13 protein-coding genes are annotated in these 14,079 nt (G+C 71.0%); 2 read left to right on the top strand and 11 right to left on the bottom strand.

Features of this window, described 5'->3' with window-relative positions:
* Positions 1-2: 2 nt before the first annotated feature.
* Positions 3-929: a LysR family transcriptional regulator gene (locus AC07RV_RS32185; RefSeq protein ID WP_296785101.1), complete on the bottom strand. Its 927-nt coding sequence runs from the start codon at positions 927-929 to the stop codon at positions 3-5.
* 116 nt (positions 930-1,045) lie between these two features.
* Between AC07RV_RS32185 and AC07RV_RS32190 the strand changes: the two genes are divergently transcribed.
* Positions 1,046-1,453: a RidA family protein gene (locus tag AC07RV_RS32190; protein ID WP_296785099.1), complete on the top strand. Its 408-nt coding sequence runs from the start codon at positions 1,046-1,048 to the stop codon at positions 1,451-1,453.
* 4 nt (positions 1,454-1,457) lie between these two features.
* On the opposite strand, the gene AC07RV_RS32195 is transcribed toward AC07RV_RS32190, so the two are convergent.
* The 6 genes from AC07RV_RS32195 to AC07RV_RS32220 form a co-directional block, all read right to left on the bottom strand.
* Positions 1,458-2,099: a LysE family transporter gene (locus tag AC07RV_RS32195; protein WP_296785097.1), complete on the bottom strand. Its 642-nt coding sequence runs from the start codon at positions 2,097-2,099 to the stop codon at positions 1,458-1,460.
* A 71-nt stretch (positions 2,100-2,170) separates the two neighbouring features.
* On the bottom strand, positions 2,171-4,690 hold the full coding sequence (locus tag AC07RV_RS32200) for a response regulator (RefSeq protein ID WP_296785094.1): 2,520 nt from the start codon (positions 4,688-4,690) through the stop codon (positions 2,171-2,173).
* Positions 4,683-5,141, bottom strand: coding sequence for a response regulator (locus AC07RV_RS32205; protein ID WP_093344502.1), 459 nt, complete (start codon positions 5,139-5,141; stop codon positions 4,683-4,685). The genes AC07RV_RS32200 and AC07RV_RS32205 overlap by 8 nt, the downstream gene beginning before the upstream one ends.
* Entirely contained in the window at positions 5,134-7,413 is a 2,280-nt protein-coding gene (locus AC07RV_RS32210; RefSeq protein WP_296785092.1) for an ATP-binding protein, read from the bottom strand. Before AC07RV_RS32210 ends, AC07RV_RS32205 begins: the two co-directional genes overlap by 8 nt.
* A gap of 111 nt (positions 7,414-7,524) precedes the next feature.
* Positions 7,525-8,199, bottom strand: a complete 675-nt coding sequence (locus AC07RV_RS32215; RefSeq protein ID WP_296785090.1) for a biliverdin-producing heme oxygenase — start codon at positions 8,197-8,199, stop codon at positions 7,525-7,527.
* Positions 8,199-8,588: a response regulator gene (locus tag AC07RV_RS32220; RefSeq protein WP_093344508.1), complete on the bottom strand. Its 390-nt coding sequence runs from the start codon at positions 8,586-8,588 to the stop codon at positions 8,199-8,201. The genes AC07RV_RS32215 and AC07RV_RS32220 overlap by 1 nt, the downstream gene beginning before the upstream one ends.
* A 206-nt stretch (positions 8,589-8,794) precedes the next feature.
* Here AC07RV_RS32220 and AC07RV_RS32225 point away from each other — a divergent pair, with 206 nt between their 5' ends.
* Entirely contained in the window at positions 8,795-9,526 is a 732-nt protein-coding gene (locus AC07RV_RS32225) for an ABC transporter substrate-binding protein (protein WP_296785089.1), read from the top strand.
* Between the two features lie 4 nt (positions 9,527-9,530).
* Here the strand turns inward: AC07RV_RS32225 and AC07RV_RS32230 are convergent, their stop codons facing one another.
* From AC07RV_RS32230 to AC07RV_RS32245, 4 genes are read right to left on the bottom strand one after another with little or no spacing between them, the layout of a single operon-like run.
* Positions 9,531-10,853, bottom strand: coding sequence for an MFS transporter (locus AC07RV_RS32230; RefSeq protein WP_296785086.1), 1,323 nt, complete (start codon positions 10,851-10,853; stop codon positions 9,531-9,533).
* Positions 10,854-10,881: 28 nt separating this feature from the next.
* On the bottom strand, positions 10,882-11,988 hold the full coding sequence (locus tag AC07RV_RS32235; RefSeq protein WP_296785084.1) for a porin: 1,107 nt from the start codon (positions 11,986-11,988) through the stop codon (positions 10,882-10,884).
* 46 nt (positions 11,989-12,034) lie between these two features.
* Positions 12,035-13,003: a PDR/VanB family oxidoreductase gene (locus AC07RV_RS32240; RefSeq protein WP_296785083.1), complete on the bottom strand. Its 969-nt coding sequence runs from the start codon at positions 13,001-13,003 to the stop codon at positions 12,035-12,037.
* A 17-nt stretch (positions 13,004-13,020) separates the two neighbouring features.
* Positions 13,021-14,076, bottom strand: a complete 1,056-nt coding sequence (locus tag AC07RV_RS32245; RefSeq protein WP_296785082.1) for a Rieske 2Fe-2S domain-containing protein — start codon at positions 14,074-14,076, stop codon at positions 13,021-13,023.
* Between the last annotated feature and the right edge of the window lie 3 nt (positions 14,077-14,079).

Genomic DNA, 14,079 nt, shown 5'->3' on the forward strand with positions numbered 1-14,079 from the left:
CATCAGGCGCCGCCCGCCACGACGAGCGGCGCATGCTTCGCCATCAGTTCGTCGACCCAGTCGATGAAGACACGCAGCTTCGCGCTCTGGTGCCGGTTCGGCGGGAACACCAGGTACAGCGGCATCGAAGCCACCTCCCAGTCCTCGAACAGCGGCACCAGCTCGCCGCCGGCGAGGTGCGGCGCGGCCATGTAGCGCGGCAGCCAGAGCACGCCCATGCCCGCGACGCCGGCCGCGGCATAGGCATTGCCGTCGTCGAGCGCGACCACGTAACGGCCCTGCGGCACGAACTGCTCGCCCGCACGCGACAGCGCGATCGGCGCCAGCGTGCCGCTGCGCGAGCGCAGGAAGCCGACGATGCGGTGGTGCGAGTCCTCGAGCTCGCGTGGATGCACGGGCGTGCCCGCGCGCGCGAGGTAGCCGGGCGCCGCATAGACGCCGAGTTGCAGGTCGCCCACGCGGCGCGCCACCAGCGAGGAGTCGGTGAGCTCGCCGCCGCGCAGCACGCAGTCGACGTTGTCGCCGATCACGTCGACCACGCGGTCGCTCACGCCGAGGTCGAGCTGGATCTCGGGATGGCGCGCATGGAAGGCCGGCAGCGCCGGCACCAGGATCAGCCGCGCCAGCGGAGCCGGCACGTCGACGCGCAGCCGTCCCTTGGGCGAGGCCGAGGCGCTGGCCAGGCTGGTGTCGGCATCCTCGAGATCGGCCAGCAGGCGCACCACGCGCTCGTAGTAGAGCGCGCCATCGGCCGTGACCTTGACCTGCCGCGTCGTGCGGTGCAGCAGCTTCACGCGCAGCCGTGCCTCGAGCTGCTGCACCAGCTGGGTCACGGTGGTCTTGCTCATGTGCAGGGTCTGCGCCGCCTTGGTGAAGCTGCCGGCCTCCACCACGCGCGCAAAGGCCTGCATCGCATCGAAACGGTCCATCTGATCGCCTGATTGTTTGGGATTGCCAAACAGTCATTGTGCGTCTTGCCCGTTTATCCGCAAAGAGCGAACACCTAGATTCACTGCATCCGCAACCATCGAAGAAAGTGAATCCCATGTCCTCCACACGCGATGTCGTCTTCCCCGCCGGCCGCCAGGCGCTCTACGAGCGCCACCGCTACTCGCCGGCCGTGCGCGCCAACGGCCTGCTGTTCGTCTCGGGCCAGGTCGGCAGCCGGCCCGACGGTTCGCCCGAACCCGAGCTCGAGGCCCAGGTCCGGCTGGCCTTCCAGAACCTGAATGCCGTGCTCGCGGCCGCCGGCGCCAGCTTCGCCGACGTGATCGACGTGACGATCTTCATCGTCGATCCGGCCTCGAAGTTCGAGCGCATCTGGCAGCTGGTGCTCGCCGAGTTCTGGGGCGAGGCACCGCATCCCACGGCCACCGCCATCGGCGTGACCTGGCTCTACGGCTTCGACTTCGAGATCAAGGTGGTCGCGAAGCTGCCGGAAGCCGCCGCCTGAGACGCTATCGAGCGACGATCCGCTGCACGCCGAGCATGACCAGCATGCCGCCGGCCACGCCATCGACCCAGCGCTCCACGCGCAGGTAGCGCGCGCGGATCGCCTCGGCGCCGAACACCACGGTGATCCCGAAGTGCCACAGCAGCGAGAGCACGGCCACCATCAGGATGGTGGCGGGATAGAACCAGCCCGCGGCCTGCGCGGGCACCAGGGTCGCGAACACGCTGGTCCAGAAGGCCGCGCCCTTGGGGTTGGTGATGCCGGTCAGCAGGCCGGCGCGGTAGGCGCTGCGTGCATCGCGGCGCGTGCCCGCGGGCGCGCGGCGGGCGCTCCCCGCCGCGGTCTTGGCGGGCGGCGACACGGCGCGCCACAGCAAGCTGCCGCCGTACCAGACCAGGTAGCTCGCGCCGAGGAAACGCACGGCCGAGGCCAGCCACGGATGGTGCGCCATCAGGGTGGACATGCCCGCGAGCGAGAGCACGACCCAGAAGATCGAGCCGGTCGTGAGCCCCAGCACCACGTAGCGCGATTCGCGCTGGCGCCCGTCGAGCGCCATCTGGCTCAGGATGAAGAAGTTGGGGCCCGGGCTCGCGAGCACGGCGAGGTAGACGCCGGCGATGAGCAGCAGGGGCGAGAGTTGGGTCATGGCGCCGAGGAGGATGCAGGAGGATGCGAAAAGGACCCGCCGATCCTAGCGGCGGGCGAACATCCCTGCCCTCAGCGCGACTCGATCAGCGTCTTGACCCGCTTGGCCAGCGCATCCATCTCGAAGGGCTTGGTCATCACGTGCATGCCGGGCGCCAGGTGGCCATGGCTCAGCACGGCGTTCTCGGCATAGCCGGTGATGAACAGCACCTTGAGGCCCGCGCGCAGGGTGCGCGCGGCATCGGCCACCTGGCGGCCGTTCATGCCGCCGGGCAGGCCGACGTCGGTCAGCAGCAGGTCGATGCGCTGGTTCGACTCGAGGATGCGCAGCGCATCGGCGCCGTCGCCGGCCTCGAGCGTGGCATAGCCCAGGCCCTGCATCACCTCCACGATCAGCATGCGCAGCGAGGCCTCGTCGTCGACCACCAGCACGGTGTCGCCGCGGTCGGCGCGCGGCGCGGTCTCGACCTGCTCGGCCTCCGTGGTGTTCTCTTCCGTGCGGTCGTGGCGCGGCAGGTAGATGCTGACCGAGGTGCCCTGGCCGACCTCGGAATAGATGCGCACCTGCCCGCCCGACTGCTTGGCGAAGCCGTAGATCATCGACAGGCCGAGCCCGGTGCCCATGCCGATGGGCTTGGTGGTGAAGAAGGGATCGAAGGCGCGCGCGGCCACCTCCGCGCTCATGCCCACGCCGTTGTCGCTGACCGTGAGCGACACGTACTGGCCCTCGGGCAGGTCGCGGGCCGGCGCGGTGCGCGCGTCGACCCAGCGATTGGCGGTCTCGATCACCAGCGTGCCGCCCTCGGGCATGGCGTCGCGCGCGTTGATGCACAGGTTGAGCAGCGCGTTCTCGAGCTGGCTCGGGTCGGCATGCACGTTCCACAGGCCGACGGCGGCCACGTTCTCGAGCGCGATGCCCGGGCCCAGGGTCCGGCGCAGCAGGTCTTCCATGCCGTTCACGAGGCGGTTGAGGTTGACCGACTTGGGCTCCAGCGTCTGCCGGCGCGAGAAGGCCAGCAGCCGGTGCGTGAGCGCGGCCGCGCGCTTGACCGCGCCGTGCGCCACGCCGATGTAGCGCTCGAGGTCGGCCTGCCGCCCCTCGAGCCCGCGCCGGCGCATCAGCTCCAGGCTGCCGCCGATGGCCGCCAGCAGGTTGTTGAAGTCGTGCGCGAGGCCGCCCGTGAGCTGGCCCACGGCCTCGAGCTTCTGGCTCTGGCGCAGCTGCTCGCGCGCCGCGTCGAGTTCGGCGGCGCGCTCCTTCTGCTGCGTGATGTCGCGCGCGGCCGAGTAGTTGAGGCCGCCCTCGGGCACCGCGGTCCATGACAGCCAGCGGTAGCTGCCGTCCTTGGCGCGGTAGCGGTTCTCGAAGCCGCGCGTGCGCTCGCCCTTGGCCAGCCGCGCGAGCTCGGCCTCGGTCGCGGCCAGGTCGTCGGGATGCACCAGCTGGCGGAACGGCATCGCCATCAGCTCCTGGCGGCTCCAGCCGAGCACCGCCTCCCAGGCGGGATTCACGCTCTCGAAGCTGCCCTGCCCGTTGGCCACGGCCAGCAGGTCCTGGCTCAGCTCCCAGGTACGGTCGCGCTCGCGCGTGCGCACCTCGACCTCGCGCGCCAGCGATTCGGCGAAGGCCTGCAGCTCGAGCTGCGCCTCGCGCCGCGCGATCGCCGAGCGGATGCGCTCGCCGACCTCGCGCGTGAAGTCGAGCTCGTCGCGCGACCAGGCGCGCGCCCTGCCGTGGTTGAGATAGAGCAGCCCGACCAGCCCGCCGCGCTCGGTCAGCGGCATGTTGACCACGGCGCGCGCGCCGATGCCGTCGAGCGCATCGGCGGTGGCACGCGTGCGCGGGTCGTCGTGGGCATCGGCGAAGGCCACCGTCGTGCCCTGGCGCAGGTCGTCGATGTAGCTGCCGTAGTCGCGAAAGTGCAGCGTGCCGGCCAGGCTCCTGACGCCGGGCGCGGTCCAGTCGCGCTCGATCTCGATGGTCTCGGTCGCCTTGTTCACCACGCCGTAGCCCGCGCGGTCCACCTGCAGCTGCATGCCGAGCATCTGCGAGGCGGTGTAGGCGATCTCGCAGATGCCGTCCATGTCGCGGATGCGGTCGCTGAGCTCGATCAGCGCCAGCCGCCGCGACTCGGCGGCCCCGAAGATCTCGTGGGCCACGCGCAGCTTGGCCTCGGCCGCCTGCTTGGCCTCGCGGTCGGCCGCCTCCTTGAGCGCGCGCTCCATCACCACCGGCAGCCGCGCCAGCCGGCCCTTGCTCACGTAGTCGGTGGCGCCGCGCTTGAGCAGCTCGACCGCGTTGTCCTCGCCGATCACGCCCGAGACGAAGATGAAGGGCGTGAGCGGCGCCACCGCGCGCGCGATCTCGAGCGCATGCGCGCCCGAGAAGCCCGGCAGCTCGTAATCCGACAGGATCAGCTGGTAGCGCGCGCTCTCCAGCGCGCCCGTGAAGCCCTCCTCGTCGCACACCACGGTCACGCGCGCCCCGGGGAGCGCGGCGACCAGCGCCTCGGTCAGCAGTTCGACGTCGAAGCGCGAGTCCTCGAGGACGAGGATGTCGGGGGCCGTCGTGGAAGCCGTGCCGCTACTCATGGCGCCGGGTGGCCTTGAGCGACCCCGGCGGCGGTTCGTTGAGCACGGCCCAGAACACCCCGAGGTCGGCGATCGCCGAGACGAACCGGTCGAAAGCCACCGGCTTGACCACATAGGCGTTGACGCCGAGCTCGTAGCTGCGCAGCACGTCCGATTCCTCCTGCGACGAGGTCAGCATCACCACCGGGATGCTGCGCAGCGTCGCCGAGGCGCGCACTTCCTGCAGCACCTCCAGGCCGGTCACCTTGGGCAGCTTCAGGTCGAGCAGGATCACGGCCGGGTTGCCTTCGGCGCGATCGGCGTGCTCGCCCTCGCGCTTGAGGTAGTCGAGCGCCTGCGCGCCGTCGCGCAGCACGACCACGTCGTTCGCCAGTTGGCTGCGCTCCAGGGCCACCAGGGTCAGTTCCAGGTCGCGCTTGTCGTCCTCGACCAGCAGGATCGGCTTAAGCATCCTCTTCTCCGTCAGTTGCGTTGCTCGAATTCGTTCCATCCGTCTCCGCGCCCGGCAGCACGAAGCCGAAGCAGGCGCCCGCGCCCAGTTCGCCGCGCGCCCACACCGTGCCGCCATGCCGCTCCACGATCCGCTTCACGTTGGCCAGGCCGATGCCGGTGCCCTCGAACTCCTCGGCCTGGTGCAGCCGCTGGAACACGCCGAACAGCTTGTCGACGTACTTCATCTGGAAGCCCACGCCGTTGTCCTCGACCTCGAGGCCGGTGCCGGCGTCGTTGCGCACCGCGCGCACCGTGATCACGGCGGGCTCGCGGGTGCGCGAGTACTTGACCGCATTGGCCAGCAGATTGCGCACCGTGACCTGCAGCAGCAACGGGTCGGCGTACAGCGGCGGCAGGTTCGGCTCCACGCGCCATTCGATGGCGCGGGTCGGCTCGATGCGCACCAGCTCGCGCACCAGGCCCTCGACCAGCGAGGGCGTGTCGACCATGCGCTTCTGCAGCGCGGCGCGGCCCATGCGCGAGAAGTCGAGCAGCGCGTCGACCATCTGGCCCGCGAAGGCCGCCGCGTCCTTCACGTGGCCCAGGTAGCGCCGCGCGCGGTCGGTCAGTTGCTGGCCCTCGGTCTGGGTCACCAGGTCGACATAGCCCGCGATGTGGCGCATGGGCGCGCGCAGGTCGTGCGAGACGGTGTACGAGAAGGCCTCGAGCTCGCGGTTCACGCGGCCCAGCTCGGTCGCCACGGCCGCGAGCTCCTCGGCGCGCCGCAGCACGATGCCGATCAGCGCCTGGCGCAGCTCGACGGCCGCGCCCACCTCGGCCGCCGACCAGGGGTTGGAGCGCCCGCGGATGTGCTCGACCCAGCTCTGGAAGCTCAGCCGCGGATGCATGCGCTGGCCGTCCGGCACCATCGGCTTGCGCGGATCGCCGGCCCATTGCACCGTCTGCACGATCTCGGGCCGGAACCACAGGATCAGGTGGCGGTGCACCTGCGAGATCGAGATCGCCAGCACGCCGGCCGCGACCGCCTCGCAGTCGGCGAAGGGCTTGAAATGCCCGGCCAGCGAATCGCTGTCGTAGACCTCGACGCCGAGCCCGGCGATCCAGTGCGCGAGCTCCTGGATGCGCGGCTCGGGCGGCACGTCGCCCACGGTCCAGACCGCGTCGTCGAGCACCACGGCCGCGCCGGTGGCGCGTGCCACGCGCAGCAGCAGGGAGCCCTCCTCGACCAGCCGGCGCAGGGTGGCATCGCTATCGGCGAGCTGCGACACGGTCTGCAGCGTGAGCTGCCGCAGCTCGAGCCGGTCGGCCACCTCGCCATGGGTCTGCTTGGCGTCGATCTGCATCGACAGCAGCTGGCCCATGTGCTCGCAGGCCAGCCGGGTCGCGGTGTCGAGGAAGCGCGGGTCGTGGTCGTGGCAGGAGATCAGGCCCCAGAGCTGGCCGCGCACCACGATCGACACCGACATCGAGGCCAGGGTGCCCATGTTGCGCATGTACTCGAGGTGGATCGGCGACACGCTGCGCAACTGCGCCTGCGAGAGGTCGATGCCGGTCGGCGCCAGCGCCGCGTCGCTCGAGACCAGCGGCACCGGGCGGTAGTTGGCGTCGGCGATCAGCCGGAAGTGGTTGACCAGGTAGAGCGCGCGCGCCTGCTGCGGAATGTCGGAGGCCGGGAAGTGGTGGCCGACGTAGCTGTCGTAGCCCGCGTCGGCCGCCTCGGCCAGCACCTCGCCATGGCCCGCGGCATCGAAGCGGTAGACCAGGCAGCGGCCGAAGCCCGTGAGCTGCTTCATCGCGCGCGCGACCAGCCCGGTGAGCTCGTCCACGTCGCGCGCCTGCTGCAGCGCGGGCAGCAGGACGCGGCTCAGCGCATAGATCGGCGCCTCGTTGCCCGCGGCCGGCTTCGCGGCCTCGAACTCGGCGATCAGGTGCTGTTCGGTGCGGTGCACCGCCACGTCGAACAGGCGGCCGTCGATCTCGAACGCGCCCAGCGACACCGGCGAGGCGCCGGGCTGCAGCACCGGCAACGCCATGCCGCGCAGGGTTTGCGCCGCGGCGGCGGCTTCGCCCTCGGGCCAGTTGTCGCTCCAGGCCAGCCGCTCCAGGCCCTCGGCCGCCAGCACCAGCATGCGGCCGTGCGGCTGGATCGAGCCCGGCACGCGGATCGGCTCGAGATCGCAGCTCGTCAGGTCGGCCGCGTCCGGCGAGCCGGAAACAGCACCCGGGGCACCCGGCTGGTGAGGGTTCGAGGACGTGGGAAGTGCTGACACTTTCGAGGGGAAGGACGGGGCCGGATCGGCCGGCACGGGGTTGGAGGGGGAATGAATCGGGGTCGGATCGATCATGCCAGCGGCCCCGGGGGCCGCTTCGTCGGCCGATTCCTACCCGGCATGCAGGCTGGCGGCGCGGCTTGGGGACGGCGCGGTTCCGCCCTCACGCGCGAGGCCGAAGCACGGCATCAGCGCCTCGAAGCCCGCCACCGCGCCGCGCTGCGCGGACTGCATGGCGGCCGTGTCGCGCAGCGCCTCGCCGAGCTGGGCGACGAAATGGCGCCAGTGCGCGGGCGTGCCGTCCTCGGCGCCGACGGGCGCGAAGTAGCGCATCGGATGCGGCGCGAGCCGCGGCGCCAGGCGGCGGTGCATGACGCTGCCGCCCAGGCGCGAGCCCTCGACCACGTAGGCCAGGCCCCAGGCGAAGCCGGGGTCGGTGGCCTGCGCGGCGAGCGCCGCGCTGTCAGGCAGGGCGGGCGGCGTGGCCGGCCTGGCCGCCGGCGCATCGCGCAGATCGCGCAGATCGCGCAGATCGAGTTCGAGCGCCTCGAGGCGCAGCGCGAGCTGCCGCGACACGGCCTCGAGCGCCGCGACGCCCGAGGCCGCCAGCGCGCTCCGCACGGCCCCCAGCCAGGGCCGCAGCGCGCGCAGGTGCTCGGCATAGTCGGCCAGCGTGGCGTCCTCGCCGCCGATGCGCAGCCGGCTGTCGAGCGCATGGTGCAGTTCGCGCGTGGCCTCGCGCAGCGGCTGCAGCGCGGCGGAGGCGGCCGGTCCGGGCGCCGCCATCAGCGCGCGCCCGGGGCCTCGGCCCCGAGTCCGGCGCAGAAGGAGAAGAAGTCGTCGAGCCCGGCCGACTTGTCGAACACCGCGTCGGCGCCGAGCTCGCGCGCCCAGCCCGCGATGTCGTCGGTGCCGTAGTTGGTCAGCACCACCACGCGCTGGCCGGCGCGGCGCTCGCGGTAGCGCTTGACGATCCCGAGGCCCGAGCCTTCCTCGAGGAACAGGTCGACCACCAGCAGTTCCCAGGGCGGATCGCAGGCGTCGAGCCGCTCGATGGCCTCGGCCTCGGTGGCGGCCGTGCCCACCAGCAGGATGTCGGCTTCGTCCTCCATGGCGGCGATGAGGTTGTGGCGGATGAGGGGGTTGTCTTCGACGAGAAAGGTGGAGATCGGCACGATGGGCGACAGCCTCGGTATTTTTTTTCGGATGCAGCGAGCCTACGCGATAGGGCTGAATATCCGGTGAGCGAGAACCTTCAGCCCAAGTAGGAATTTCGGCCGCCCGGGCGCGCCGGACGGCGGGCGACCGGCGGGCCCGGCGCCGCGCCCGTAAACTCCAGGGCCGCGCCGGCCGCTCGCGCGCCTCCCTCCGACGGACTGCCATGACCCAGATCTCCCCCGCCCTCGTCACCGCCTTCGCGCCCAGCGGCACGCTGCGCGCCTCGATCAACCTCGGCAACCCGATCCTCGCCAACAAGCACCCGGTCAGCTACCAGCCGGTCGGCGTGTCGATCGACCTGGCCCACGAGTTCGCGCGCCGCCTCGGCCTGGGCGTCGAGCTGGTGGTGTTCGACAAGGCCGCGGCCTCGGTCGACGCGGTCCGGGCCGAGCGCGCCGACATCGGCTTCTTCGCGATCGACCCGGCGCGCAGCGAGGGCCTGCGCTTCACCGCGCCCTACGTGCTGATCGAGGGCAGCTACCTGGTGCGCGACGGCTCCGAGCTGCAGGACAACGCCGAGGTCGACACCCCCGGCCACCGCATCGCGGTCGGCGCGGGCAGCGCCTACGACCTGTTCCTCACGCGCGAGATCCACCAGGCCGAACTGGTGCGCGTGCAGGGCGCGCAGGCCGTGCTCTCGGCGCTGCGCGCGGGCCAGGTCGACGTGGCCGCCGGCATCCGCCAGTTGCTCGAGACCGAGGCGCAGCGCTCCTCGGGCGTGCGCTTGCTGCCGGGCCGCTTCATGGTGATCCAGCAGGCCATGGGCACGCCGGCCAGCCGCGGCGCCGAGGCCCAGGCGCTGCTCGCGGCCTTCGTGGAAGAGATGAAGTCCAGCGGCTTCGTGGCCGAGGCGCTGCAGCGCCACGGCATCGAGGGCGCGAGCGTCGCGCCCTGATGAACTAGGACACCCGGGGCACGGCCTCCGCGCGGCCGGCCGCCTCCGGCGCGCGGTCGCGCCGCCACAGCGCCAGCCCGCAGCCGAACACCACCACCTGGGTGCCGATCAGCAGCGCGAAGCCCGCGAAGAAGCCCGCCGCCGATCCACCGCCGGCGCCATGGCCCGCCGCGCCGGCCGACGAGAGCGCGCCGATCACCCCTCCCATCAGCACCGGCATGAAGCCCGCCACCAGGCTGCCCACGCCGTTGGTCACGCCGAAGGCGCTGGCCGTGTGCTCGGGCCGCGCGCAGTGCTGCACCGTGCTCGGGATCGCCGGGCTCTGCAGGCCCCAGAAGAAGTTCGCCGCCACCAGGCAGCAGGCCGCCAGGTAGGGATCGTGCGCGCTGATCGCCATCAGCACCGACAGCGCCACGCCCGCGCTGGCGCCCATGAAGATGAAGGGCACGCGCGCGCGGCCCAGCCGGTCGACCAGCACGCCGCCCACGAACACCGCGAGCACGGTCGCGTACTGCGGCAGCGAGGCCAGCCAGCCCATCTCGCGCAGCGAGAAGCCGCGCGCCTCGCGCAGGTAGGTCGGCAGCCAGTTGCTGCTGCCCCAGAGGTAGGCCAGCGCGGCCGAGGTCAGCAGCGTGATCAGGAACAGGTGGCGCGTCTGCAGCGCGCCCTTCACGATGCCGCCCACGCGCGCCATCGCGTCGCCGAAAGACTTCGGAGCTATCGCATCGCCCTGCCCCGCCGGCATGCGCACGAAGGCCAGCACCAGTGGAATGCCCAGCACGATGTTGAGCACGCCCAGCACGTGGAACGAGCTGTCCCAGGCGTACTGCGCGAGCAGCCAGCCCACGAGCGGAAAGCCCAGCGCCAGTCCGAGCCCGGTGCCCATGTTGACGATCGCGTTGGGCTTGCCGTTCTCGTCGCCGCGGAAATGCGCCTTGATGTACGACGAGGCCAGCGAGAACAGCGGCCCTTCCGACACGCCCAGCAGCACGCGCGAGGCCAGCAGCAGCCCGTAGCTGTGGAACAGCGGCGAGGCCCAGGTCACCACGCCCCAGAGCACCAGTCCGAAGATCAGGCTGCGCCGCACGCCGAACAGCGCCGAGCAGAACGGCGTGAGCACGAAGGCCGAGATGCCGTAGCCCAGCATGAAGGCCGTCGCGAGGAAGCCCTGGCGCACCCGGTCGTCCGGCGCGATGCCCACGTGGCGCAGGAAGTCGGCGTCGGTGATCAGCACCGCGATGTTGATGCGGTCCACATAGGAGATCGCGACGATCAGGAACAGCGTGATCACGCCGTACCAGCGGAGGTTCTTGCTCTGGCTTCGCATGGGACTTTCCGGGCGCGCGATGCGGCCCTCAGAACATGTGGCGCATGCCGAACTCGGTGCCGCTCGAGGACCGGTTCGGCGCCGTGATCGCGCCCGTGAGGGCCGCGGCCGCGCCGTTGCTGTTGCTGATGCGCGCCACGGTCGCGTAGAGCGCGGTGCGCTTCGACAGGTTGTGCACGTAGCCCAGCGCGAGCTTCGACGAGGTGGGATTGCGCAGCGCGCCGAAGGGCTCGAGCCGGTAGCGCGCGTACGAGCCCTTGATCTCGCCGGGCCCGATCGGCAGGTGGAAGCCGATCAGCGCGCCCTTGGCATCGGTGGAGCCCTTCGACTCGCTGTAGAGCTCGCCCGTGAGCTTGAAATTCATCAGCGACGGGCCGAAGGTGTAGGAGGCGCCGAGATTGGTCACGCGCAGGTCGCCGCTCGCGTAGCGCGTCTTGCCGGTCGCCAGCGCGATGTTGAAGCCGCCGTCGGCATAGCCCACGCGCAGGCCCGCGTGGTTGCCGTCGCGCTTGTTCGACACCAGCGTGCCCGGCAGCACCGAGGTCGACTCGTTCTCGCCCATCGCGTACATCACCTGGCCGTAGAAGCCGCCGAGGCCGCCCGGCAGCAGGTAGCCCACGCTGTTGGAGGCACGCGTGCCGGTCGGCGCCGTGAGGCCGCCCAGCCCCGAGAAGTAGAGCTGGTTGGCGCCGATGCCGCCGCCGGTGCCGAAGGGGTCGTAGATCGCGGTGTTCCAGAACGCCGGCACGTAGTCGCGGCCCAGGCGGATCTCGCCGAACGGTCCCGCGAAGCTCACGGTGGCGCGGCGGTTGAAGCTCAGCACGCCGGGCGTGCCGTTGCCGCTGGCCTGGTTGTTCGAGTTCGAGGGGAAGCCCAGCGCGCTGTCGTTCTGCAGCCCCATCTCGAGCCAGAAGCTCGCCGACAACCCGCCGCCGAGGTCCTCGGTGCCGCGGAATCCGAGCCGGCTGAACATGTTGCCGCTGTTCGTGAGCTGCGTCTTGCTGCCCGCGCCGGGCCCGTTGCCGCGCGTGTAGGTGACGGCGGCGTCGACCACGCCGAAGATCGTGAGGGAGGATTGGGCCAGCGCTCCGCCAGCCGCGCTGATCGAAACCAGCGTGAGCAAGTACTTTTTCATGGAATGTCTCGGGTGGTTCTTCTTTCGGCCGGAGGCCTTCGGGGGATCAGATGTCCAGTACCAGGCGCGCGCCCTTGCAGCGCGACACGCAGATCATCATGGTCTTGTTGGCCGCGCGTTCGGCCTTGGTGAGGATGCCGTCGTGGTGGTCGATCTCGCCTTCGAGCACGGCCGTCTCGCAGGCACCGCAGACGCCTTCCTTGCAGCTGTGGTCGGGGTCGAGGCCGGCATCGATCAGGCTGTCGAGGATCGACTTGCCCGCGGGCACCTCGATCTCGCGCTGGCTCTTCGCGCAGGCCACCACGCAGCCCTGCGTGGCGGCCGGTGCCTCCACGTGCACGGCGGCGAAACGCTCGATGTGCACGTTGGCATAGCCCAGCTGCTCGCAGCTGCGCTCGAAGGCATCGAGCATCGGCGTGGGTCCGCAGCAGTAGTAGTGGCTGTCGTCGCCGCGCCCGGCCAGCAACTTGGCGAGATCGGGCGGCGCGCCCTGCTCGTCGTCGAAGTGCCAGCTCAGTTCAATGGACTTGTCGCGCGCCAGCGCCTCGATGGCGTCGACGAAGGCCGCTTCCTTGCGGCTGCGCGCGCAATAGACCAGCTCGACCGGCCGCCCGAGCGACGCGAGCCGCTGCAGCATGCACCAGATGGGCGTGACGCCGATGCCGCCAGCCACCAGCACCGAGCGCCGAGCATCCTCCTCGAGCGCGAAGTTGTTGCGCGGCGCCGAGATCGGCAGGGTCATGCCCACACGCAGCTGCTGGTGCACGTAGCGCGAGCCGCCGCGGCTCTTGCGGTCGTTGAGCACGCCCACCACGTAGCGCTGGCGGTCGCTGGCCGGGTTGCACAGCGAGTAGCTGCGCACCAGGCCGTTGGGCAGGTGCAGGTCGATGTGCGAGCCGGCCTCGAAGGCGGGAAAGTCCACCGCGGGCGTGGCCGGCCGGAACTCGACGCTCACGATGCCGTCGGCCTCGTAGCGCATCGTGTGCACGAGGGCGTTCAGCGTGGGGGAAGACATGGCGATCGCTTCCCCGCTCAGGCCGCGACCGCCGCGGCGGGCTCGGCCGCTTCAGCGAGCTGCGCCACCGCCAGGTTGCGCATGTGGCGGCGCAGCCGCACGATGCCCAGGTCGTGCTGGTAGAGGTTCTCGTGCTGGTTGGCGTCGGCCTCCATCTCCTCGAGCATCACGCGGTCCTGCTCGAGCACGTGCCAGTGCCGCGCCTCGAGGCGGTTGCGGTAGAGGAAGCGCCAGGTGTCGCGCTGCCAGCCCGGCGCCAGCTTGCGCACGCGCCAGAAGAAGGTGGCGGTCATGCCCTTCACGATCGGCGAGAAGGCGCCGACGATGATGAAGTTGCCGCCCGGGCCGCCGGTCTTCGGGTACGGGATCTCCAGCCGCATCCAGTGGATGCCGGTGTCGGCCCACTCGGTCCAGTCGAAGTTGACGTTGCGCTGGCCTTCCTTCTCGAACACGAAGCCGATGTCGGTCGGCCGGATGCCGAACTTGGCGCTCGAGTCGCCCTCGGCCATCGAATGCGACTGCTTGTGCAGGTAGGTGCCGTGCATCGGGTCCATCACGTTGTCGAGCACGTAGCGGTAGTCGCCCTTCCACTCGGTGTAGCAGAGGAAGCTCGAATACTCGGCGTCGTCGGTCAGCTGCTCGGGCAGCACCAGCGGCGGCGGCACGTCGACCGGCTCCTTCGCGTTGTAGAGGAACACCGCACCCGCGCGCTCCTGCACGTGGAAGTGGCGCGTGGCCTTCGAGCCCTCGAGCTTGCAGCCCGGGCTGCCGGGCACGCGCGTGACCACGCCATCGTGCCGCACTTCCACGCCGTGGTAGGGGCACGAGAGCCGGTCGCCGAGCACCACGCCCTGCGACAGCGGCGCGCCGCGGTGCGGGCAGCGGTCCTCGAGCGCATGCAGCACGCCCTCGCCGTCGCGCCACAGCGCGAGCTTGCGGCCCAGGCGGCGCAGCGAGACGGGGTTCTCCTTGATGAAGTGCGAGGGGCAGATCGGATACCAGAGGTCCTTGAGGCCGATCTCGAGCAGGTGGTCGACCGGGTCGGCGGGAACGGGTTGGATGGCGATGCTCATGGG

This window comes from Variovorax sp. GW821-FHT09B01, from assembly GCF_059418345.1.

Excerpts from the sequence above, each read along its gene's own strand:
- AC07RV_RS32230 (WP_296785086.1), bottom strand. The coding sequence starts at position 10,853 with ATGCGAAGCCAGAGCAAGAACCTCCGCTGGTACGGCGTGATCACGCTG.
- AC07RV_RS32235 (WP_296785084.1), bottom strand. The coding sequence starts at position 11,988 with ATGAAAAAGTACTTGCTCACGCTGGTTTCGATCAGCGCGGCTGGCGGA.
- AC07RV_RS32245 (WP_296785082.1), bottom strand. The coding sequence starts at position 14,076 with ATGAGCATCGCCATCCAACCCGTTCCCGCCGACCCGGTCGACCACCTG.
- AC07RV_RS32240 (WP_296785083.1), bottom strand. The coding sequence starts at position 13,003 with ATGTCTTCCCCCACGCTGAACGCCCTCGTGCACACGATGCGCTACGAG.
- AC07RV_RS32205 (WP_093344502.1), bottom strand. The coding sequence starts at position 5,141 with ATGCTTAAGCCGATCCTGCTGGTCGAGGACGACAAGCGCGACCTGGAA.
- AC07RV_RS32200 (WP_296785094.1), bottom strand. The coding sequence starts at position 4,690 with ATGAGTAGCGGCACGGCTTCCACGACGGCCCCCGACATCCTCGTCCTC.
- AC07RV_RS32195 (WP_296785097.1), bottom strand. The coding sequence starts at position 2,099 with ATGACCCAACTCTCGCCCCTGCTGCTCATCGCCGGCGTCTACCTCGCC.
- AC07RV_RS32190 (WP_296785099.1), top strand. The coding sequence starts at position 1,046 with ATGTCCTCCACACGCGATGTCGTCTTCCCCGCCGGCCGCCAGGCGCTC.
- AC07RV_RS32215 (WP_296785090.1), bottom strand. The coding sequence starts at position 8,199 with ATGGCGGCGCCCGGACCGGCCGCCTCCGCCGCGCTGCAGCCGCTGCGC.
- AC07RV_RS32185 (WP_296785101.1), bottom strand. The coding sequence starts at position 929 with ATGGACCGTTTCGATGCGATGCAGGCCTTTGCGCGCGTGGTGGAGGCC.
- AC07RV_RS32225 (WP_296785089.1), top strand. The coding sequence starts at position 8,795 with ATGACCCAGATCTCCCCCGCCCTCGTCACCGCCTTCGCGCCCAGCGGC.